Raw genomic sequence first — 20320 nt, 5'->3', positions numbered from 1 at the left:
GGTCAGCCCATTCACCTGGTCGGCATCGAATTCAGCCGGGAGCAGCGCACGGTGGTCGGCTTTGCGGTGGAGACCTGCTGAGCCGGAGGCAATTCGACCTCTCGAGTCCGGTGCGCGGCTCATTCGTCTCAACAGGCTTCGGGCAGTCTGACCCACACCAGCAGACCGCCCGCCTCGGCGCGACCAAAGCCGAGCGTGCCGCCATAGGCCTCGACCACATCGCGCACGATGGCCAGCCCCAACCCGGTCCCTGCCTGACGCTCGTCGAGTCGCAGGCCGCGCTCGCCGAGTCGCGGCCAGTGTGCGGGCGCAACGCCAGGGCCGTCGTCAGCAATCCGAATCTCGATCTGTCCATCCGCTGAGGTCGATACCTGGATATCGACCTGTTCGGCGGCCCATTTCGCGGCGTTCTCCAGCAGATTGCCGAGCAGTTCGAGCAGATCGTCCGCCATCAGCGCCACGGCAACCCGCTCCAGGGCCGCGATCCGCCAGTCGATCCGCTCACCATCAGGCGTGCGCTCCAAGGTGCGGAGCAGGCGTGCAAGATGCTCGACGACCTCAGCGCGCGCGGCATGCGGCGGATGACCGGAACGCACACGGGCGCGGATCAGCTCGCGCTCGACGCGCCGACGGATCGTCAGGGCGAGTTGATCCAAGTCCTCGGCCAGGTCCGGATGACCAGCCTGACGCAGCCGCTCGGCATCGGTCGCCAGGACGCTAAGCGGGGTCTTGAGTCCGTGGGCGAGATCGGCGGTCCAGGCGCGCGCCCGCTCAACGGAGCCTTCGCGCGCTTCCAGCAGGGCGTTGACCTCGGCGATCAGCGGACGGACCTCATCAGGAGCCTTTGCGGCGAGCCGTGAGGCGCGACCGGCACGGATGGCGCCGATCTCGCGGCGCAGCGCTTCCAGGGGCGCGAGACCCGTCTGGATCTGGATCAGCGTGGCCAAGGCGAGCAGGAGCGCGATCAGCCCCAGATAGGGGCGCATGTCGGCAGCGAAGGTGGCGCGTGCTGCGATCAGTTCGGCGCGATCCTGAGCCAGAATCAACCGCAGTTCGACCGGCGCGGTGTCCGCCGCCACGACCCGGATACGTCGCTCGCGCACCAGGAGCAACTGTCCATCCGGCCCCGGCAGGCGATGGGCATGCACCAGGCCTGGGGTGAGTTCGTCCTCTGGCAGTGTCAGCACCTCGTCCCAGAGCGAACGTGAACGCAGAACACCGGCTTGTCCGGGGCGGTCGATCTGCCAATAACGCCCGCTCAAGGGTTGTGTAAATACCGGGTCGTGCAGGTCCTGGGTCAGACGCAGCGAACCATCGGGTGCGATCTCAACGGCGGCGGCGAGTTGGTTGAGCTGCACCTCCAATTCCGCGCCGAGATGACGCTCGACATGACGCTCGAACAGATTCGCCAACCCCAGCCAGGCGATCAGCAGGGCCACCGATATCGAGATCAGCGCGCCGATCCAGAGTCGCGCCCGAAGGGATGGGGGCTTCATGCGACGGCGGACCCAAGCTTTGGGGTTATGGAGCGTTCGAGGTGTCATCGGACTCGATCAAATAGCCGAAACCGCGCCGGGTTTGGATCAGCTCGGCGCCGAGCTTGCGCCTAACCCGCCCGACCAGCACCTCCACCGAATTGGAGTCGCGCTCGAAATCCTGCGCATAGAGTTGCTCGGTCAGCTCCTGTTGCGAGACGACGCGCCCGGCCTGCTGCATCAGATAGCTGAGCAGACGGTATTCCTGGAGCGAGAGATGGATGGGCAGACCATCGCGACTCAAAGTCTGGCGCCGGGTATCGAGCCGGAAGGGACCCTGGACGAGGACGGGCGCCGGTTGTCCGGCGGCGCGGCGGATCAGGGCCTGCACGCGCGCAAGCAGTTCTTCGAGCCGAAAGGGTTTGGGCAGATAGTCATCGGCGCCAGCCTCGATGCCCTCGACGCGCTCGGTCCAGTCACCGCGCGCGCTCAGGATCAGCACCGGCAGCCGCTGACCGGCGGCGCGCCACTGGCGCAGCACCGAGAGTCCATCGAGTCCCGGCAGCCCGAGATCGAGGATAGCGGCGGCATAGGGTTCGGTGTCGCCCATGAACCAGGCATCGCGCCCGTCGCGCGCGCGCTCGACCAGAAAGCCGGCGGCTGTCAGACCAGCCGTCACCGTCTCGGCAACCTGATCATCGTCTTCCACCAAGAGCAGGCGCATCAGTCCTCGTCCTCCAGTTCCAGGATTCGTCCATCACGGGCGTCGACCTCGACTTCCAACCGACGCCCGTCTGGGGTCAGTATCTTGAGTTCGTAGACCCAGACCCGCTGGCCGTCATGCTTCTCGCGTTCGAGTTCGATGCTGATCACTTCCCCCGGCGCCTGTAAGCCAATGTGACGCAGTATCTCGGCGATCGGCTGGATATCACCACGCAGACGGGCCGCACGCGCGCGATCATGATCGTGCGCGCGCTCGTGATCCCGTGGCGACTCATGCCTAGCGGACCCGCCGGCATCCACATGATCATCGGCGCCAGCCTGCAGGGGGAACAGGCTCAGGAGGCCAATGAGGATGGCATGGCGCATGGATGGACACTCCAATCATCAGGCTCCACCGCGATAAAGCTGCGGTGGCTGCTCTTCATTAAAGCGGCGAATTATGTGTTCAATCCTCCCAGGGACCATGGCCCGGAATGTCAATCCAGCGTTCATCATAATTACCTTCGGCGGCTTTTTGATGGCAAGCGCTACACTGACTGAAACTCCTGACCTCGGGATTGTCAGCCACCAGGCGGGCCGGTATCTCGTCGTGCTCATCCTTGAAATCGGCGCTTTCGGTGATGCGGGGCAGATCACCAGTAGCCGCACCCGCGTGACTGACGCCGCTCAGAACCATCTGCAGCGCCACATCAGTGGTGTTGGCCCCCAAAAAGGCGCTGATCTCGGCGCGCAGTTCTTCAGACAGGCTGGCATCGTCACCGTAATGATTGATCAGCGCGTCCGGCTCCATGATCTGAGCCCAGGCCTGCGGCGGGAGCAGACCGGGCTGGTAAGCCATGTGGCAGGCACCGCACTCCTCACTGTAGGTGGCATTGTCGACCGGCGCCTGACGCGACTCGAACCAGCCGCTTTTGTTGCCTTTGTGCTTGTCGTCGTCGTCGTCATCGTCGGCGAACGCCAGGTGGACCGTGCCCATGGCCAGCGTGCCGGTGATCAGGAGCGTTAGGACAGATTTGATTGGATACGGGCTCATGTGTCGATCCTCCAGCTCATTGAGTCTTGATGTAGGCGATGAAGTCGGCCTTTTCGCCGGCGGTGCACTCGCGGCCCAGGGTCCAGCGGCAGTTGCGCCCCAACCATTTCTCGATCTTGGCTGAATCCGTGAGGCGCTGCGGATTGACCGAAGTGGCGAGAGGTTCGATGACCTTGCCGGTGTTGGCATGCCGTCCCGGCTGGGTCAGATCGCGGCCATGACAGGTCACGCAACTACGCGGCTTGGAACCATCGGTCTGTGGATACTCCTTGATCCAGCCCGCTGCTCCAGCGGCTGGATCGGCCGCCCAGGGCGTGGCTGGCAGGATCAGGGTGCAGGCACTGAGCAGGGCTGTGGCCAGATGTTGATTCAGGTGTCGTTTCATTGGTTGGTTCTCCGTTGGTTGGCAGTCATGGTTGGCTGTCAGCCCGGCTCCGGTCGGGGTTTCCGATGGTCCTTGCAGGCTGTGGCGACAGCGTACCGAGGACAACCTGACAAAAGACTGACAGCCCTTGTCAGCCTTCGCTCAGGCGCGCTTGGTTAATCTCCCTATCCAAGGCGTCGACACGCCTGAACCAACGAACTGATCATCAAGCTGTTACCGGAGAACCAAGCCATGTCGAACGACGACCCGAATGACACCGCCACCCTTGCTCATAGCCCCGGAGTCGAAAACCCGAAGCAGGTTCGCGTTTGGGATCCGCTGGTAAGGATCTTTCATTGGTCACTGGTGGCCGGCTTCGCCACCGCCTTCATCGTCGAGGACGACCTACTCGGCGTCCATGTCTGGGCCGGTTATCTGGTGCTCACGCTCATCAGTGTGCGCCTAGTGTGGGGCCTGATCGGCACGCGCCATGCGCGCTTCAGTGACTTTGTGCGCAGTCCAGGCGAGGTGCTGGCGTATCTGCGTGATGTGATGCGCTTGCGGGCGCCGCGTTACCTGGGTCACAACCCGGCGGGCGGGGCCATGATCGTGCTGCTCCTGATCGGTCTCGCCGCCACCGGAATCAGCGGTCTGGCGCTCTATGGCGCGGAGGAATTCGCCGGTCCACTGGCCGGGGTAATGCGCGGTGTGCCCTCAGCCTGGGGCGATGTCCTGGAAGAGACCCATGAGGTGTTCGCCAACCTCACGCTCGCTCTGATCCTGATCCATGTGGTTGGGGTGCTCGCCTCCAGTCTGCTGCATCGCGAGAATCTGATCGGCGGCATGATCAGCGGCGACAAGCGCCAAGAGCAGGAATGAACACCGCGTGCGACACACTCGAATTGGAGAGCCGACACCATGCCGAAACGCCTTTACATCTCCCTGCTTGCGCTGACGGCTCTGCTGCTCGTGACGGCCGGAACCGCCGTGGTGGCCGCAGGCGGTGAGGGCCGGGATTGGCGGAGTTGGCTGCAGGTGATTCCGAACATCGCGCCAGCCAGCCATCCGGCCTATATCGAAGAATGCGGTTCCTGTCATCTGGCCTATCCGCCCGGAGTCCTGCCGGCAGAGTCCTGGAGCCGCATTCTGGCGCCCGAGGCGCTCGCCGATCACTATGGCGATGATGCCTGGCTGCCAGAGGCGCTGGTTGCCGAATTGCGAGCCTATCTGATGTCCAACGCGGCTGACGGATCAGCGCGTATCCGCGAGCGCGCCTTCGCCGTGCCCGGTGAGGGCCAATCCGAGTCCAGTCTGCCGCGAATCACCGAGACGCCCTATTTCGTGCGCAAGCATGACGGGATTCCCGCACGCCTGATCACGGACAATCCCGAGGTCGGCAGCTTTAGTCAGTGCAATCGCTGCCACATTGGTGCCGACACGGGCGTCTTCGATGAGAGCCAGATCGACATCCCAGGTTTCGGGCCTTGGAAAGACTGAGTATGCCCATCGAACCACACGAATCGACCTCATCGCAGGCACAGCCCGACTGCTGCGGCTGGCAACCGGGGCCTCGGTGATGCGTGATACCGATGCCGCCGGCCACCCAGATCTGCTGCGCCTGGGGATCCCGGCGGGGGAGTTCAAAGAAGCCGTAAGGCCCCTCGACCCTTACCCTCTGCCCGACGGCAATTCGCTGTGGCAGCGCGCGGGTAAAATCGCCCAGCGCCTTGATCAGAAAGGTCACGTGGCGGTCCCCGTGATCGGCGCTGGCGATGGTGAAGGGATGATGCCCTTCCCAGCGATCAAAACTCACGAAGGCGAACTGTCCGGCGCGATGTCCACGCCAACGGGATTCCAACTGACAGGGTAGACGCGATCCATGCCGCCGAGTGGGCGCTCCAGCCAAGTCGGACGTGTCGCCAATACCATCGCCAACGACATCAGCCCGATCGCGAGCAGGCCGCTGAGGTAGAACGCTTGGCTGTGAATGGCCCAGGGCAGGGAGTGGGTCCCCGGACCACTGACAACGAGTGCGCCCGCCCAGGCCAGGACGAGCAGCGCAATGAAGCCGGTGAGATAGATGTTCACAATCGTCTGAACCCCCATTGATTGGTGGAATGATTGGTTCAATGTTTAATTCACGCCGCTCGACCCCGAACTCTTGGCCGATCGCTGACCGACCATTCAGCTGCCGCCATGCTCAATCACCAGCGTGTTGCCCGCTGTCGCCGGCATCGCCAAGCGCGCATAAAAATGCGCGGAGCGATCTTGCCGATTGCGACGCATCGGCTTGACCTCAGTCTGCTCGAGCAACTCGCCATTGGCCCCGAACAACGAAATGCGTACCTTGCCCGGAATCAGACCGCGCTGAAGGATCACGCGCGCGACCTCGCCGCTGACGCGGATCGACTCGGCACCGGACTCCACCCGGACACGGCTGAACTCGTAGCGACTCGATGTGACACGCTCAATGGTGAGCCTATCGGCATCGGCGCGATCGCCGAGCGGCTGGCTAGCCCAGGCCGAACCAAGGCCGCTGCTGAGCGCGATCAGCAGTGCGAGTCGATACCAGCGAGTGCAATTGTCGGACATCAGGTCGTCTCCAATGGATGGGGGTTTCAGTAGGGACGTTGAAACGGCACGGCATCGCGCGCCGCTTAGCTGATCAATCAACGTGTCCAGCCGCGAGCATCGGCAGCAGCCAGTAGTGCAGCCCGCTGCCGCTGAAGTCGGCGCGCACGGCCTCGAGCAGTGCGCGCGCCGTCGGCTCCGGCAGCTCGAGCAGAAACATCACCCGTCGGCTGCGTCCAGCCACCTGCTCGGCCAGGCTCATCGACTGCTCGGAGGAGCCATGACCGGCGATCGGCAGGCTGGTAAAGCCGGGAACCTCGGCGCGCTCGAGCAGCCATTCGGCGAGGCTGTCCTCGACCTTCGGCGAGCAGATCAGATGCAGCAGACAATTGGCCATCAGCGGTCTCCAGTCAGGCCTGTGATCAACCGAAGCTGATCAACCAAAGCGCCGATACAGAATCGGCAGCAGCACCAGCGTCAGTAGCGTCGACGAGACGAGTCCGCCGATGACGACGATCGCCAACGGGCGTTGGATCTCGGAGCCTGGGCCGGTCGCGAACAGCAACGGCGCCAACCCGAACGCCGCCGTGGTCGCGGTCATCAGCACCGGGCGCAAGCGGCGCTTGGCGCCCTCGACCACCACCTCCTGCATCGGCCGCCCAAGCGCGCGCAGCTGGTTGAACCAGGTCACCAGCATCACGCCGTTGAGCACGGCGATACCGAGCAGCGCGATGAAGCCGACCGAGGCCGGCACCGACAGGTATTCGCCGGTCACCGCCAGCGCCACCACGCCGCCGATCAGCGCGAACGGGATATTGGAGAGCACCAGCAGCGACTGGCGCAGCGAGCCGAAGGTCGAGAACAGCACCAGGAAGATCAGCACCAGCGCAATCGGCACCACCAGCGCCAGCCGTGTCGCAGCGCGCTGCTGGTTCTCGAACTCGCCGCCCCACTCGATCCAATAGCCCACCGGCAGCTCGACCTGCTCGGCAACGGCCGCGCGTGCCTCCTCGACGAAGCCGACCAGATCCCGGCCGCCGCCGACATTGGCGATCGCCGTCGCCATGCGGTTACCAAGCTCACGCGAGAGCACCACCGGGCCGGTCACGCGCTCGATGCGCACCAGGTTGTCAACCGGCACCGAGCGCCCGTCGGGCAGCGCCAATTGCAGCCCGCGAAAGCGCGCCGGCGAGGTGCGCAGCGCCTCGGAGCCACGGATCACCAACGGCCGGCGCTTGCCCGCGCGATAGATGGTGCCGATCTCGAGCCCCTCGATCTGGGCGCGCAGCATCGCCGCCAGCGCCTCGGCATCGACGCCGAGGCGGCCGGCCTCAAGCCGATCGACGACCAGATTCAGGTATTGCGCGCCTTCGTTCTTGGGCGTGTAGACATCCTCGGCGCCGTCGAGCTGCTCGATGACCGCGACGATCTCCTCGGTGATCCGATTCAGCTCGTCCTGATCGCCACCGAAGACCTTGACCGCCAGATCGCCGCGCACGCCGGTGAGCATCTCCGAGACTCGCATCTCGATCGGCTGAGTAAAGGCATAGTTCAGCCCCGGGAAGCCCTCGATCACGCGGCGGATGGCATCGATCAGCGCATCCTTGGTGTCGAAGCGCCACTCCTCGCGCGGTGCCAGCACCAGGAAGCTGTCGGTCTCATTCAGCCCCATCGGGTCCAGCCCTAGCTCATCGGAGCCGGTACGCGCCACGATGCCACGCACCTCGGGTACCGCCTCCATGATCGCCTGCTGCACGCGCAGGTCGATGTCGAGGGATTGCTCCAGATTGATCGATGGCAGCTTCTCCAGCTGCACGATCAGATCGCCTTCGTCCATGGTCGGCATGAAGGTCTTACCGACGCGCAGATAGAGCGCGCCGGCGCCGACCAGCAGCGCCGCTGCGAGTCCGACGATCAGCCATTCGCGCTTCAGCGCCCACGTCAGCGAGGGGCCATAGACCTTGAGCAACTGGCGCACGACCCAGGGTTCCTGAGCGCCACCCTTGCCGAGCAGATAGGAGGCCAGCACCGGGATCACCGTCAGCGACAGCAGTAGCGCACTCGCCAGCGCGAAGACGATGGTCAGCGCCACCGGCACGAAGAGCTTGCCCTCCAGGCCCTGCAATGTGAGCAATGGCAGGAACACGATGACGATGATCAGGGTGCCGGACGCGACCGGGACGGCCACCTCGCGCGTCGCCCGATAGATCAGATGCAGTCGCGGCAGCCGGCGCACGCCGGCGCTGACTGCAGCGACCCCTTCAGCCCCTTCTTCAGCGCCTGCTTCGGCACTGGTGTCAGCACCAGCCTCAGCCTTCGGCCCGTCACCCACGCCATGACCGCCGCCGTTCCCGCCGCCATTCCCCTTGGTGCCATGACGCGCGAGCTGCGTGACCACGTTCTCGACCACGACCACGGCCGAGTCGACCAGCATGCCGATCGCGATCGCCAGGCCGCCGAGTGACATCAGGTTGGCCGACAGCCCGAAAACCCGCATCAGCACGAAGGTCGCCAGCGCCGCCAGCGGTAGGATCAAGGCCACCGTCAGCGCCGCGCGCAGGTCGCCGAGAAAGAGCACCAATAGCAGCACAACTAGCACCACAGCCTGAAGCAAGGCCATGCTCACCGTCGAGACCGCGCGGTCCACCAGCACGCCGCGATCATAGAAGACCTCGATGCGGATGCCCTCGGGCAGCCCGGCCTCAAGCTCGTCGAGCTTGGTCTGGACGCTCGCGACCAGCGTGCGCGCATTGGCACCGCGCAGGCCGAGCACCAACCCCTCGACGGTTTCGCCTTCGCCATTACGGGTCACCGCGCCGTAGCGGGTCAGCGCCGCACGCCGCACCTTGGCGACATCGGCGACGCGCACCGGCTGGCCGGCATCGCCGCCGACCACGATTGCGGCCAGGTCATCCAGGGTCTGGATCGCGCCCTCGCTGCGCACCAGCAGGACCTCCTCGCCGTCATCGAGGCGCCCGGCGCCGTCGTTGCGATTGTTGGCCTCGATCGCCGCGCGGAGCTGTCCGAGACTGATGCCGTAGGCGCTCATGCGGGCGTTGTCGGGTTCGACCTCGAAGGTGGTCACGAAGCCGCCCAGGGAATTGACATCGGCGACACCGGTCACCGAGCGCAAGGCCGGGCGGATGGTCCAGTCGAGCAGATCGCGCTTCTCGGCGAGCGTCAGCGCGTCACCCTCGATGCTGAACATGAACATCTCGCCGAGCGGTGTGGTCAGCGGTGCGAGACCGCCCTCGAGACCGTCCGGCAGATCGCCACGAATCGCCGCCAGCCGCTCGGCGACCTGTTGGCGCGCCCAGTAGATGTCGGTGCCTTCCTCGAAGTCGACGGTGATGCTGGTGAGCCCGTATTTGGCGATCGAGCGCAGCATGGCCTGATTCGGGATGCCGAGCATCTCGATCTCGATCAGGCTGGTGATGCGGGTCTCTATCTCCGTCGGCGTCATCCCCGGCGCCTTCATCACCACCTGGACCTGGGGCACCGAGACATCTGGAAAGGCATCGATGGGGGTCTGCTGGAAGGCGCGCCAGCCGGTGCCGACCAGGGCCAGGACGACCAACAGCATCAGCAGCCGCTGGGTGAGCGCGAAACCGATCAGGCGAGCAAACATCAGCCTTCGGCTCCGAGCCAGGCCGCCTTGAGTTCGACCACGCCCTTGACCACGACCCGATCCGCTGCCGCGAGCGGTCCGGTGACCACGGTCTCGCCCTCCTCCTCGGCGATCAGCCGCAACGAGATGGGCTCGAAACCGCCCTCGCGTGCGACGAACAGGATGGCCTCACCGGCATGGCGCACGATCGCTGCCGCCGGCACCCGCCAGCGTCCCCCTTCATCGCTGGTCGCGGCCAGCTGCACCTCGATGAACTGGCCCGGGCGCAACTGCTCGGCACCATCGGCCACCTCGGCGCGCACCAGTACGCCCTGGTCTTGGGCGTGGACCAGACGACCGACGGTGATGATGCGCCCCTCGATGCCAAGCATCGGCAGCAGCGCACGGTCGCCGGGCGCGAGGCCCGCGACTCGATCGACTGGCACATGCACCTCGACCCACAAGGGCTTGAGGTCGGCGATCCGATACAGCGGCGTGGCCGCCGTCAAGGACTCGCCGGTGCTCACCATCTGCTCCAGCACCACACCGGCGATCGGCGCGCGCACCGGTAGACTGGTGGTCAGGGTGCGGCTGCTTGCCAGCGCATCCATATCCGTCTCGGACATCCCGGCCAGCGCCAACACCTGGCGGCGCTGCTCGACCATGGTCGCAAGCTCGTCGCGGCGCGCCTGGCTTTCGAGCAGTCGGCGCTCGGCGATCACGCCTTCCCTCTGCAGCCTGCGATCGCGCGCGACCTCGCTCTCGGCCAGCGCCAGGCGGGTCAGGGACTCGAGATAATCGCTCTGCGCCGAGACCAGATCCGGGCTCTGCAGCCGGGCCATGATCTGCCCCGCGCTCACCCGCTCGCCCTCGGCGACCAGCAAGGTCTCGACCACGCCGGCCTTGCGTGCGGCCACCACCCGCAGCTGCGGATTCGGCACCGCGACGCGCGCCGGATAGCGGCGCGTGAGGGTGGTGTCGGCCGGTTTTGGCGCGGCCAGCTCGATGCCGAACCGGTCCTGCTCGACCTGCGTGAGAGGGATCAAATCGGCGGCGGCTGCACTCGTGGTGCTCGCCGCACCCAAGATCAGCAGGGTCGCTCCCAGTGCGGGGCCGAGCCTAGGGACGAGCCGCGAGCCAAGCGCGCGCACTATGCACTGGATCTGAATCGGCCATCGAGCCATGCGCCGTTTGATAGGCAATCCTGGCCAACGGTGAGCCGTGCCTAGGCGCGGGGCTGTGGTCTGCGTCAGCGTCGGGCACCGCTGATGCCTACTCATCGAGCAGGGCGTCCCGGTCTGCACGAAAGACACTGATTCGGTAAGCATTTGCCTGGCAGCGTCCGGCCGGCGTAAGCGACCGTTGCGGTTGGAGCAGATCATTGCGGGATCATCCCTAGGGCTTGATTGACCCGCGCCAGTGCCTGGCCTTGTTCGGCACGACGCAGCGCGAGATCGAGATTGGCTGCGCGAGCGCGGCGCTCGGCACGCAGCCGCTCAGCAAGATCGGTCTCGCCAAGATCGAAGGCGCGCTCGGCGACCGCCAGCGCATCGGCGGCCACGCTCGCGCGCCGTTCGGCGACCTGCAAGGCATCTGCGGCGCCGCGCCGACCGAGCACTGCCGCCACCAGCTCGCGCTCGGCCTCGCGGCGCATCCGGTGCAGCTCGGCTAGGCGTTCGGTCACCTGCCGCTCGCTGGCGGCGATCTCAGGTGCGGATTGGCTGGCGAGACCGAACGGGATCGACAGCTCGAGCTGCAATGCATCGTCGGTAGGAAAGGCACGCGCGTCGCGTGTCCGCTTGCCGCCGAAACTCAAGATCGGATTACCACGGCGATCGCTGACGACCTGCTCACGCTCGGCGCGTGCTCGCGCCAGTGCGGCATCGGCCTCGGCGAGGAGCGGATGATCGGCAGGCAGCCCGCCTATTCCATTGCTCCCTATTCCGTTGCTATTCATGACGCCAGCCCCCTGGCCAGCAGTGATCGGCGGCGCGCTGGGCAAGTTCGGTGGCTCCGGCAACCGCAGCCGGCCGGTGAGCTGCACATAGGCCGCTTTCGCCTGCTCCCAGTCTGCGCGCGCGGCGGTCAGTTCGGCCTGGCGAGCGAGTGTCTCCTGCTGTGCCGTCAGCAGATCAAGTCGCGCCAACTCGCCGGCGTTGTAGCGTTTGGCCACCACTGACTCGAGTCCTCGCGCGGCTTCATACGCGGCGTTTGCTTGCTGCAGCTGGACCTCGGCAAGCTTGGCTGCCCACACCGCATCACGCACCGTGCCAGCAACCTCCCAACGCAACAGCCTCGCTAGCGCCTCGGCCCGCAGGCCAAGCGAACTCGCCAGCTCCAGGCGCGCACGGCGCTGGCCAGGAAGCCAGAGCGGTAGGTCGAGCAAGGCCTCGAGTTCGTAGGCACCGTCGTCGCCAGTCAAGCGATCGGACACCCCCTTGAGACGCAGCGCCGGATCATCGGCGGTCCAGGCACCGGCCTGGCGACGCACCGCGTCGGCCTCACCGCGCAGCGCATCCGTGCGGATCAGCTGCCCAGCTTGCTCCAATGCGGCAGCGACGGCCTCAGCGAGGGTCGCCGGTGACGCCGCATTGGCACGAGCGGCACGAGCCGTATCAGCGGCACCAGCGATATCAGTAGGCTCTACGGCGTTGGCAGACGGGGCAGCATCGGCCGTCATGGGTGCCGTCAGAATCCACATCAGCAGCAGCAAACAGGCTGCGCCAAAGCTCGCACTCAGGCTCCTGAAGCGCCGAACAGTCGACGCCTGCACGCAGGCAGGTTGCTTGGACATGGGGCTTCTCGCTCGGTCGCAGGGAATGACGCGTTACTGGCCAACCAGCGCATGGGCTCGCGAACACTCGCAACGGACACTGAATGGCAAGAGCTTAACGGTCGAAGCTGAAAACAAGCTGAAAAGCGGACCTACATGACATCGCGCAAAGCGCAATAAAGCCGGTCAGATAGATCGTCATGACGGCCTTGCGGGACTATCGCCCATCGCTTACCGGCAGCCTGATCTCGGCGCACAGACCACCGAGCGTCGAGGAGGGACGAAAGCGGATCCGCCCCTGATAGCTCTCGACGATCTCCCGGGCGATCGCCAGTCCGAGTCCGTGACCGCTGACCTGCTCGTCAAGTCGCACGCCGCGCTCGGTGATGGCAGAGATTTCGTGTTCAGAACAACCGGGACCATCGTCTTCAACACAGAGGACGACCTCATCTCCCTGCGCTGTCACGCTGCATCGCACCTGGCCCCTGGCCCATTTGCAGGCGTTGTCGAGCAGGTTACCAAGCAGTTCCAGCATGTCCTCGCGATCGACGCTGAGCAGCCCCGAGGTGCGCAGATTGAGTTGAATGTCGAGGCTCTTTGGGGCATGAATACGCCCAAGAAGCCGCGCCAGCGTCGGCAGCTCGGCATCCGGGTCAAAACGCACTGCCGCACCGCCGGCACCGGCCAGACGCGCACGTTTGAGCTGGCGCTCAGCAAGCTGGCGCAGCCGCTCGACCTGTTCGATCAGAGCCTGGCGCGGTGCTAGCGCGATGTTCAGCTCGGGATCCTGCAATTGCTGACGCAGGAGGCTCAGTGGTCCCTTGATGCCATGAGCTAGGTTGCCGGCGACGGTGCGCGAGCGTTCCAGGCGCTGCGCGAAGTACAACAGCAGGCGGTTGAGCTTGCGCACCAAGGGCAGGATCTCGCGCGGCACCTGTTCGGTCAGAGCGAGCGTCTGGCCGGACTCCAGGCGCTCGATGTCCCGATAGACGGGGTTGAGGGCGGCAAAAGCCCGCCGCACCACAAGCCGTTGCACCAGCAGCATCAGGATCAACCCACCGAGCGCCAGCCCGGCGAACAGCTGCTCGATGGACACCAACGCCTGGTCCAGTACGGTGACGTCCTCGGCGACGGCGAGCGCGAAGTCCAGGCCATCCAGGTGATAGCCGCCTTCCCAGACCAGCAGCCGCTGTTGCTCCGGACCGAGCGCGCGCCAGTGCTCAGAGGCACCCGGCGCAAGGGGACGGTCAGCCAGATCCTGATCCCAGAGCGAACGCGAGCGGATACGTTGTCCATCGCCGGTTTCGATGACGAAATAATGCCCCGAAAAGGGCTGGTGATAGACCGGGGTCAAGCGCTGATGCCCCACCTCTAGGCGCCCATCCGCACGCCGGTTCAGTGCCCCGATCAGGGCCTCGGCATCGTGCTCCAGGCGCGAGAGCACAAAGGCATCCGCCGTGCGATGCAGCGCCTCGTGACCTGTCCACCAGACTGCGCCAATCAGGACAAACAGGCTGGCGCCAAGCCAAACCTGTAAACGGCTTTCCAGCGATCTCATTGGCGCGGGAAGAGATAGCCCTGGCCGCGCAGGGTCCGAATCCGATCCTTGCCGATCTTCTCGCGCAGGCGCCGCACATAGACCTCGATCAGGTTGCTGCCCCGGTCGGCCTCCAGCTCGTACACATGGTCCATGATCTGGGGCTTGGAGAGGATTCGGTCGGGATGGAGCATCAGGTAACGGAGCAGGCGAAACTCGGTGCCGGTCAGCTCATAGGAGGTGCCGTCGGCCAGAATCGCCCGCTGCCGATCCTCATCGAGACACAGCCCGCCCACCTCCAGACCGCAGCGTAGATGGCCCGCCGCCCGCCGGGTCAAGGCATGGATGCGAGCGATGAGTTCCTCCATGTGGAAGGGCTTGCCGAGATAGTCGTCGGCTCCCGCCTTGAGCCCGTCGACACGTTCGTGCCAGGCATCGCGCGCGGTCAACACCAGCACGGGTGTCGTGACGCCATGGGTACGCCAATGGCGCAGCACCTGGAGCCCAGGCCGCCCGGGCAACCCAAGGTCGAGGAGGATGGCGTCATAGGACTCCCCGACCCCGAGCGCCTCTCCCGTGATCCCATCGCTGGCGTGGTCGAGGACGAAGCCGGCGGACTTAAGCGCCTTGTGCAGCTCAGCCGCCAAGGCGGCATCGTCTTCGACCAGCAGAAGCCGCATTAAATTGCGTCCTGCGTGGCAACCGACGTCTGTTTGCGCGGCCAAACCCGCAAAAGCAGACAGAGCTGAAACGCGACGCGATGCCACATGGCTTACTTCTCTTTCCTCTTGATCACGTCGCCGGTTGCGGCATCGAGATAGAGCTTGTGGATAGTGCCGTCGGCGGCCAGGATCTCGATCTCGTAGCGATAGGCGCCGTCTTTTCGCTCCAGCTCGGCCTCCACGAGCTGACCCGGCTGCACGGATTGAGCACCGGCCATCACCTGCTCCATCGGCAGGATGGCGCCGGTTTCGCGCAGTTGTTTGATCTCGTCGTGGTCGAGTCGCTCACTGGCTTGGGGACTGCCCATGGCCAGCAGCAGTCCTAGGCCTGTGGTCGCCATCAATTGATGTCGTGTCATTCGGTTGCTCCGTTTGAGAGGGTTGCTGGGTGCCGATCAAGCTCAGGTCGATGACGGACGGCTCCGCTCGACTGCTCGAACAACGGTTGCAAGTCTGATGGCGCAAACTGAACTGATGCTGAAAATCGGCCCTCATGAGGCCAGCATTCTGATTCGTCATGCGCCTGGTCGGCTTCTCGCTCAACATCTTCTCGCGGACACTCGCCCCGCGCCGCCGCTTGACCGCTACCCACAGGTGCTCCATCGTGGCACCAGCTCTCAGCCCTCCGTGAGGCTCGCCCCGATGTCCGAACCGCGTCGCAAACTGCCCATCGGTATCCAGACCTTCGCCAAGCTGCGCGAGGATGGCTGCTATTACGTCGATAAGACTGGCTTTATCCGGCAACTGATCGACGAGGGCAGTCAGTATTTTCTCTCCCGCCCGCGCCGCTTCGGCAAGTCCCTACTGCTCGATACCATCGGCGAGCTATTCGCCGGCAACGAGCCGTTGTTCAGGGGGCTGACGATCCATCCGCACTGGGACTGGGCGGTGCGCTATCCGGTGATTCGCTTGAGCTTCGGAGGCGGGGTTCTGCACTCACGCGCGGCGCTGGATGTCCGCGTTGAGGATCTGCTGCGGGTCAACGGCGAAACGCTCGGGGTAACGCTGCCGCCTAACCTCGATGTGCCCGGTCGTTTTGGAGAGCTGATCCGCAAGGCTGCCGCAGCCGCCGGCCGGCGCGTCGTCGTGCTGGTGGACGAGTACGACAAGCCGATCCTGGACAACCTGACCGCGCCCGAGGTTGCGCGCGAGATGCGCGATGGCCTGCGCAACCTCTACTCGGTGATCAAGGACAGCGACGCCTATATCCGCTTCGCCTTCCTGACCGGGGTGAGTAAATTCAGCAAGGTCAGCATCTTTTCTGGTCTCAATAACCTGCGCGACATCACCGTATCGGCGGGCTACTCGGCCCTATGCGGCTACACCGAGGCCGATGTGGAGAGCGTCTTCGCCCCGGAGCTGCCGGGGCTGGACCGCGCCATGATCCGCCGCTGGTACAACGGCTACAACTGGACCGGCGAGGCGGTCTACAACCCTTTCGATCTGCTGTTGCTGTTTCAAGACCGTGTGTTCCGCCCCTATTGGTTCGAGACTGGCACGCCCAGCTTCCTGATCGATCTGCTGACCCAGCGGCAGTTTTTCACCCCCAGACTGGCCGGACTGCGGGCGGATGATGAGCTGCTGTCCACCTTCGACGTGGAGCATCTGGGCACCGAAGCCCTGCTGTGGCAGACCGGCTATCTGACCTTCAGCGGCTCGCGTCAGCTCGGCGGCCGGCTGGAGTACAGCCTGGGTTACCCGAACCTGGAGGTGGCCACCGCGCTGAACGATCAGCTCGCCAAGGCGCTGATCGGCGCCCCTGGGCGGGCCAGCGAGCTAGCCAGCCGGCTGCTCGATATCCTGCTGGCGGCGGATGTCGACGCCTTGCGCGAGCATGTGACCGCGCTGTTCGATGCCATCCCTCACCAGTGGCACGACAACAATCCCATCGCCCGCTACGAAGGCTTTTACGCAAGCGTGTTTTACAGCCACCTAGCGGCGCTGGGATTAGATCTGACGCCAGAGGATGCGACCAACCATGGGCGCATCGATCTGGCGCTCAAATTTAATGAGCGGGTGTGGCTGTTCGAGTTCAAGGTGGTGGAGCTTGCGCCCAAGGGCGCGGCGCTGGACCAACTCAAGGCGCGCGGCTATGCCGACAAGTACCGCGCGCTCGGTCAGCCGATTCATCTGATCGGCATCGAATTCAGCCGAGAGCAGCGCACGGTGGTTGGCTTCGCGGTGGAGAACTGCTGAGCCAGAGACGCTGAAGCGTCTTCGATACCGGTACCAATACCGACAACGCCGCCAGCAATGCCCGCAACAGATCAAACGATGTCAGCGTGCAGACGCGAAGCCCAACATCGACCTGCAGCACACGGTCGACGCCGCAGCGACTCGAGCAGCGGGACGATCTACTTGAGGCGGCGCAGCCAACCTATACTGTCAGCCATCACACAGAGATCAGCGGAAGCAACCCAATGGCCACCCTTCTGAAAGATCGCTTCGTCCCCCTCCAAGACTATTTCGCCATGGATTCCGAGACCGCGCGCGAGCGTTGGGAGTGGCGCAATGGCGACGTCTATTGCATGACCGGCGCCCAGCCGGAACACAACATCATCTGCCTCAATGTCGGTGCCGAACTACGCGCGGGGCTGCGCGGTTCCAGCTGCCGGACCTTCTCGAGCGATCAGCGCGTCAAGGTTCAAGCCGGCAGCCCCTATCTCTATCCCGATGTCTCGGTCGCCTGCGATCCGCGCTACACCACCATCAACGGCCTACGCACACTGCTTAACCCGGCGCTCATCGTCGAGATCCTCTCGCCCAGCACGGCTCAGGACGACAAGGGCGCCAAGTTCATGCAGTACCAAACGATTGAATCGCTGACCGATTATCTGCTGGTCGACTCCAGCGAGGTCGCTGTGCTGCATTACCGCAAGGAGAGCGAAGTCTGGACACCGCGACTCTACGATCAGGCAAGCGACAGGGTCGAGCTTTCGGGGTTGGATATCGCGTTACCCGTCACCGAGATCTATCTCGACACCGGACTGCTGCCCGGCTGAGATCGAGGGCTGGCGTTCCAGGGTCTTCAATTGGCTGCCAAGGCGGGCGTCGGCCAGACAGTTGTCGGTGAGCTGCGCCAGCCGCCGGGTGGCGCGCTGGATCTTGTTGGCGCGCTGATCGAGTTCCTCCTGATCCAGGGGCGGGATCACCGTTAGGATCGCGGTGAGCGAGGAGGCGGTGAAGAGCGCATACAGCAGCCCAATCAGGCCATACTCCAAGCCCTCTCTGGCCCACAGCCGCAAGGCGATGATCACCAGGCCGATCTTGCCCAGCTCCGACAAGCCATATCCGACTTTGGCGGCCTGCCCATAGAAGCCCAACGGGATGCTGAGTAACAGCAAGGCCATGAGCGCCATCATCGCCAGGTAGACCCGGTCTAGCCAGGGATAAAAACGCGGCAGTTGCAGGGCCTCGCGCCCGACCCAGAGCATGCTGATATTGATGGCGAAATTCGCGACACTGGTGTGATGATCGACAAACCAGATCGGCCAGCCCGAGAACAGCAACCACTGACTGAAGCCCTGGATACTGGCCAGAAACAGGTAGCTGACGGAAAAGCTGGTGACGGCCAGCATGGCGCGAGTGCGCAGGATCAGCGTGATGGCGATGGCCAGCAGGGTGGATAAGGCGCCGAGGCCGAGATAAAAACTCCAGTAGGCGGTGCTGCGACTGGCCTGGTTGAAGAAGGTCTGAGGCGTCCAGAACTTGCCCTCGAGCAAGATGGCGCTGCGGGTCTGGATGCGGATGAGCAGGTCCATGCCGACCGGTTGCTGTTCGGGGTCGGGTTCGGTTCCGGGGTTGGGTTCGGGATCAGGCCAGGGACCGGGACCGGGTGGCGGCAGGACGAACACAAAATAGCGGTATTGAATGGGGCGCTCGGCGGCAGGCCATCGATCGCCGGCCTGTTCTTGCTGCCACGGCTGCTGGCTGCCGCTGGGGCGATGGAACAGGCGCACATCATCGAGAAGGGCGGGAAGACCTCGAACCAGCGCTCGCCGTCCTTGAAGGCCGCTGCCGGCAGGTGCAGCCGCAGCCAGTAGGCTTCTTTCCGATAGCTTTCCTACAGCAGCGTATCGCGCCAGTCGAAGGCGCTCTCTGGCAGGGCGGCGACGTCTTCATGGGTCAGGCGCCCGCTGGCGTCGCGCAGCACACCTTAGGGAATATCTGGTCCCAAGACCAGAGGCTCAATCTCAGTCCCAGTCTCGGCCTCGATCTCGGTCGCCTGAGCGTGCAGACTGAACGGCAAGAGCCAGAGGACGGGCAAGAAGAGGAGCCAGAAGAGCAGAAGACGTTGGCTGGCGAGCAAGGGCTTCATGCCGGCCATGGTAACTTGCCCGCTGGCTTTAACACGGCTAAATCATTGATCTGGCGGAGAGGGTGGGATTCGAACCCACGGACGGGATTAACCGTCGCCGGTTTTCAAGACCGGTGCATTCAACCGCTCTGCCACCTCTCCTGAACAGGGTTGCCGAGCGAACTCGATCAAGCAAGCAGCATAGGATACCCCAACAACGGGTCATCATGCGAGAGATGAAAACGCCCGCTGCAGCCAAAGGCCCCAGTACGAGGGCTAGCCAGCGACCAAAGCCACTTGTTTCCGCCAGCAAAGACCGCAAGACAGAGACAGATATCGGCCTCCCAAGGATGCAAGAATGCCCCCATTGTCGGTATGCTTGCGCCCTAAGGCATCGCGTCAGAAACCTTAGGGCCTACCGACCGGTCGTAAGGATCGCGATACGATCACTCAACTATCCAGTCTGACAGATCTGACAGAGTCAAGTCTGTCAGAGTATTCGTTCCAAACGGAGACATCACCACCATGGCTAACCCCAATTCCTTCCTCTCAAAACAGCAAGAGGTTCCGGCAGCACGCGCTGGCTCGGTGCTCGAGACCAACAAGGTTCTCAAGAACACCTACCTACTGCTCGCCGCGACCCTCGGCTTCAGCGCCATTACAGCGACGATCTCGATGGCGCTGGCGATGCCATCCTGGGTCTACCTAGTGTCGGTCATCGGCGCCATGCTGCTCGGCATGTTCGTACTGCCGCGCGCCGCGCAATCGGCCTCGGGCGTCGGCGTCATCTTCCTGATCACCGGCATGCTCGGCTTCGGCCTCGGCTCGATCCTGAGCATGTACCTCGCGCTGCCAAACGGCCCAAGCATCGTCGCCACCGCCTTCGGCGGCACCGCAGTGATCTTCCTCGGGCTCTCGGGCTACGCGCTGACCAGCAAGCGTGACTTCAGCTTCCTTGGCGGCTTCCTGTTCGCCGGCATGATGGTCGCCGTCGTCGCGATGATCGCCAACATCTTCCTGAACATGCCGGCCCTCGCACTGGCTGTCTCTGCGGCGATCATCCTGCTGATGAGCGGCTTCATCCTGTTCGACACCAGCCGCATCAAGAGCGGTGCCGAGACCAACTACATCATGGCGACCTACGGTATCTACCTCGCCATCTTCAACATCTTCATCAGCCTGCTCCAGATCCTAGGCATCATGGGCGATGACTGATCG

The 20320-nt window shown here is 64.3% G+C and carries 22 protein-coding genes and 1 tRNA gene; 5 read left to right on the top strand and 18 right to left on the bottom strand.

Features of this window, described 5'->3' with window-relative positions; translation table 11 throughout:
- Positions 1–128: 128 nt before the first annotated feature.
- The 5 genes from AC54T3_RS09175 to AC54T3_RS09155 all read right to left on the bottom strand — a co-directional run bounded on the left by AC54T3_RS09175 (position 129) and on the right by AC54T3_RS09155 (position 3616).
- Complete coding sequence (locus AC54T3_RS09175; RefSeq protein ID WP_496624152.1) at positions 129–1496, bottom strand: sensor histidine kinase; 1368 nt, start codon at positions 1494–1496, stop codon at positions 129–131.
- 25 nt (positions 1497–1521) lie between these two features.
- Positions 1522–2199: a response regulator transcription factor gene (locus AC54T3_RS09170; protein WP_496624151.1), complete on the bottom strand. Its 678-nt coding sequence runs from the start codon at positions 2197–2199 to the stop codon at positions 1522–1524.
- A complete protein-coding gene (locus tag AC54T3_RS09165) occupies positions 2199–2564 on the bottom strand; it encodes a PepSY domain-containing protein (protein ID WP_496624150.1) in 366 nt (121 codons plus the stop codon). Before AC54T3_RS09165 ends, AC54T3_RS09170 begins: the two co-directional genes overlap by 1 nt.
- A 79-nt stretch (positions 2565–2643) precedes the next feature.
- Positions 2644–3174, bottom strand: a complete 531-nt coding sequence (locus tag AC54T3_RS09160) for a cytochrome C (protein ID WP_496624149.1) — start codon at positions 3172–3174, stop codon at positions 2644–2646.
- Positions 3175–3247: 73 nt separating this feature from the next.
- Positions 3248–3616 carry a DUF1924 domain-containing protein gene (locus tag AC54T3_RS09155; RefSeq protein WP_496624147.1) on the bottom strand — a complete coding sequence of 123 codons (369 nt, stop codon included), beginning with the start codon at positions 3614–3616 and terminating at the stop codon, positions 3248–3250.
- A gap of 231 nt (positions 3617–3847) precedes the next feature.
- Between AC54T3_RS09155 and AC54T3_RS09150 the strand changes: the two genes are divergently transcribed.
- Both AC54T3_RS09150 and AC54T3_RS09145 read left to right on the top strand, forming a co-directional pair.
- Complete coding sequence (locus AC54T3_RS09150; protein WP_496624146.1) at positions 3848–4474, top strand: cytochrome b/b6 domain-containing protein; 627 nt, start codon at positions 3848–3850, stop codon at positions 4472–4474.
- A gap of 39 nt (positions 4475–4513) precedes the next feature.
- Entirely contained in the window at positions 4514–5092 is a 579-nt protein-coding gene (locus tag AC54T3_RS09145; RefSeq protein WP_496624145.1) for a cytochrome C, read from the top strand.
- On the opposite strand, the gene AC54T3_RS09140 is transcribed toward AC54T3_RS09145, so the two are convergent.
- The 10 genes from AC54T3_RS09140 to AC54T3_RS09095 form a co-directional block, all read right to left on the bottom strand.
- On the bottom strand, positions 4998–5408 hold the full coding sequence (locus AC54T3_RS09140; protein WP_496624143.1) for a hypothetical protein: 411 nt from the start codon (positions 5406–5408) through the stop codon (positions 4998–5000). The genes AC54T3_RS09145 and AC54T3_RS09140 overlap by 95 nt on opposite strands.
- Positions 5405–5683, bottom strand: coding sequence for a hypothetical protein (locus AC54T3_RS09135; protein WP_496624141.1), 279 nt, complete (start codon positions 5681–5683; stop codon positions 5405–5407). Before AC54T3_RS09135 ends, AC54T3_RS09140 begins: the two co-directional genes overlap by 4 nt.
- Before the next feature lie 96 nt (positions 5684–5779).
- On the bottom strand, positions 5780–6187 hold the full coding sequence (locus AC54T3_RS09130; RefSeq protein ID WP_496624140.1) for a hypothetical protein: 408 nt from the start codon (positions 6185–6187) through the stop codon (positions 5780–5782).
- 73 nt (positions 6188–6260) lie between these two features.
- A complete protein-coding gene (locus AC54T3_RS09125) occupies positions 6261–6563 on the bottom strand; it encodes a DUF3240 family protein (protein WP_496624138.1) in 303 nt (100 codons plus the stop codon).
- Positions 6564–6602: 39 nt separating this feature from the next.
- A complete protein-coding gene (locus AC54T3_RS09120) occupies positions 6603–9794 on the bottom strand; it encodes an efflux RND transporter permease subunit (RefSeq protein WP_496624136.1) in 3192 nt (1063 codons plus the stop codon).
- A complete protein-coding gene (locus AC54T3_RS09115; RefSeq protein WP_496624135.1) occupies positions 9794–10957 on the bottom strand; it encodes an efflux RND transporter periplasmic adaptor subunit in 1164 nt (387 codons plus the stop codon). Before AC54T3_RS09115 ends, AC54T3_RS09120 begins: the two co-directional genes overlap by 1 nt.
- Before the next feature lie 194 nt (positions 10958–11151).
- Positions 11152–12567: a TolC family protein gene (locus AC54T3_RS09110; protein WP_496624133.1), complete on the bottom strand. Its 1416-nt coding sequence runs from the start codon at positions 12565–12567 to the stop codon at positions 11152–11154.
- A 196-nt stretch (positions 12568–12763) separates the two neighbouring features.
- Complete coding sequence (locus AC54T3_RS09105) at positions 12764–14104, bottom strand: ATP-binding protein (RefSeq protein ID WP_496624132.1); 1341 nt, start codon at positions 14102–14104, stop codon at positions 12764–12766.
- The gene (locus tag AC54T3_RS09100; RefSeq protein WP_496624131.1) at positions 14101–14763 is read right to left on the bottom strand and encodes a response regulator transcription factor; all 663 of its coding nucleotides are present in this window, start codon (positions 14761–14763) and stop codon (positions 14101–14103) included. Before AC54T3_RS09100 ends, AC54T3_RS09105 begins: the two co-directional genes overlap by 4 nt.
- A 92-nt stretch (positions 14764–14855) precedes the next feature.
- Positions 14856–15164 carry a PepSY domain-containing protein gene (locus tag AC54T3_RS09095; protein WP_496624129.1) on the bottom strand — a complete coding sequence of 103 codons (309 nt, stop codon included), beginning with the start codon at positions 15162–15164 and terminating at the stop codon, positions 14856–14858.
- Between the two features lie 283 nt (positions 15165–15447).
- Here AC54T3_RS09095 and AC54T3_RS09090 point away from each other — a divergent pair, with 283 nt between their 5' ends.
- Together AC54T3_RS09090 and AC54T3_RS09085 are read left to right on the top strand one after the other, a co-directional pair.
- A complete protein-coding gene (locus AC54T3_RS09090; RefSeq protein WP_496624128.1) occupies positions 15448–17001 on the top strand; it encodes an ATP-binding protein in 1554 nt (517 codons plus the stop codon).
- Positions 17002–17225: 224 nt separating this feature from the next.
- A complete protein-coding gene (locus AC54T3_RS09085) occupies positions 17226–17807 on the top strand; it encodes a Uma2 family endonuclease (RefSeq protein ID WP_496624127.1) in 582 nt (193 codons plus the stop codon).
- Here the strand turns inward: AC54T3_RS09085 and AC54T3_RS09080 are convergent.
- The 3 genes from AC54T3_RS09080 to AC54T3_RS09070 form a co-directional block, all read right to left on the bottom strand.
- A complete protein-coding gene (locus AC54T3_RS09080; RefSeq protein WP_496624182.1) occupies positions 17760–18797 on the bottom strand; it encodes a 7TM diverse intracellular signaling domain-containing protein in 1038 nt (345 codons plus the stop codon). The genes AC54T3_RS09085 and AC54T3_RS09080 overlap by 48 nt on opposite strands.
- A 164-nt stretch (positions 18798–18961) precedes the next feature.
- Complete coding sequence (locus AC54T3_RS09075; RefSeq protein WP_496624125.1) at positions 18962–19123, bottom strand: hypothetical protein; 162 nt, start codon at positions 19121–19123, stop codon at positions 18962–18964.
- Positions 19124–19174: 51 nt separating this feature from the next.
- A tRNA-Ser gene (locus tag AC54T3_RS09070) sits at positions 19175–19264 on the bottom strand.
- Positions 19265–19627: 363 nt separating this feature from the next.
- Here AC54T3_RS09070 and AC54T3_RS09065 point away from each other — a divergent pair.
- A complete protein-coding gene (locus tag AC54T3_RS09065) occupies positions 19628–20317 on the top strand; it encodes a Bax inhibitor-1/YccA family protein (protein ID WP_496624124.1) in 690 nt (229 codons plus the stop codon).
- Positions 20318–20320: the final 3 nt, after the last annotated feature.

It is taken from the genome of Halochromatium sp. NSM3 (assembly GCF_059621085.1).
The sequence above is the reverse complement of the archived record's forward strand: the minus strand, read 5'-3'. Positions and strand labels throughout refer to the sequence as shown.

Bases quoted from the DNA above. Each gene is read 5' to 3' on its own strand.
- AC54T3_RS09175 (WP_496624152.1), bottom strand. From the start codon at position 1,496: ATGAAGCCCCCATCCCTTCGGGCGCGACTCTGGATCGGCGCGCTGATC.
- AC54T3_RS09170 (WP_496624151.1), bottom strand. From the start codon at position 2,199: ATGCGCCTGCTCTTGGTGGAAGACGATGATCAGGTTGCCGAGACGGTG.
- AC54T3_RS09165 (WP_496624150.1), bottom strand. From the start codon at position 2,564: ATGCGCCATGCCATCCTCATTGGCCTCCTGAGCCTGTTCCCCCTGCAG.
- AC54T3_RS09160 (WP_496624149.1), bottom strand. From the start codon at position 3,174: ATGGGCACGGTCCACCTGGCGTTCGCCGACGATGACGACGACGACGAC.
- AC54T3_RS09155 (WP_496624147.1), bottom strand. From the start codon at position 3,616: ATGAAACGACACCTGAATCAACATCTGGCCACAGCCCTGCTCAGTGCC.
- AC54T3_RS09150 (WP_496624146.1), top strand. From the start codon at position 3,848: ATGTCGAACGACGACCCGAATGACACCGCCACCCTTGCTCATAGCCCC.
- AC54T3_RS09145 (WP_496624145.1), top strand. From the start codon at position 4,514: ATGCCGAAACGCCTTTACATCTCCCTGCTTGCGCTGACGGCTCTGCTG.
- AC54T3_RS09130 (WP_496624140.1), bottom strand. From the start codon at position 6,187: ATGTCCGACAATTGCACTCGCTGGTATCGACTCGCACTGCTGATCGCG.
- AC54T3_RS09125 (WP_496624138.1), bottom strand. From the start codon at position 6,563: ATGGCCAATTGTCTGCTGCATCTGATCTGCTCGCCGAAGGTCGAGGAC.
- AC54T3_RS09120 (WP_496624136.1), bottom strand. From the start codon at position 9,794: ATGTTTGCTCGCCTGATCGGTTTCGCGCTCACCCAGCGGCTGCTGATG.
- AC54T3_RS09115 (WP_496624135.1), bottom strand. From the start codon at position 10,957: ATGGCTCGATGGCCGATTCAGATCCAGTGCATAGTGCGCGCGCTTGGC.
- AC54T3_RS09110 (WP_496624133.1), bottom strand. From the start codon at position 12,567: ATGTCCAAGCAACCTGCCTGCGTGCAGGCGTCGACTGTTCGGCGCTTC.
- AC54T3_RS09105 (WP_496624132.1), bottom strand. From the start codon at position 14,104: ATGAGATCGCTGGAAAGCCGTTTACAGGTTTGGCTTGGCGCCAGCCTG.
- AC54T3_RS09100 (WP_496624131.1), bottom strand. From the start codon at position 14,763: ATGCGGCTTCTGCTGGTCGAAGACGATGCCGCCTTGGCGGCTGAGCTG.
- AC54T3_RS09095 (WP_496624129.1), bottom strand. From the start codon at position 15,164: ATGACACGACATCAATTGATGGCGACCACAGGCCTAGGACTGCTGCTG.
- AC54T3_RS09090 (WP_496624128.1), top strand. From the start codon at position 15,448: ATGTCCGAACCGCGTCGCAAACTGCCCATCGGTATCCAGACCTTCGCC.
- AC54T3_RS09085 (WP_496624127.1), top strand. From the start codon at position 17,226: ATGGCCACCCTTCTGAAAGATCGCTTCGTCCCCCTCCAAGACTATTTC.
- AC54T3_RS09075 (WP_496624125.1), bottom strand. From the start codon at position 19,123: ATGAAGCCCTTGCTCGCCAGCCAACGTCTTCTGCTCTTCTGGCTCCTC.
- AC54T3_RS09065 (WP_496624124.1), top strand. From the start codon at position 19,628: ATGGCTAACCCCAATTCCTTCCTCTCAAAACAGCAAGAGGTTCCGGCA.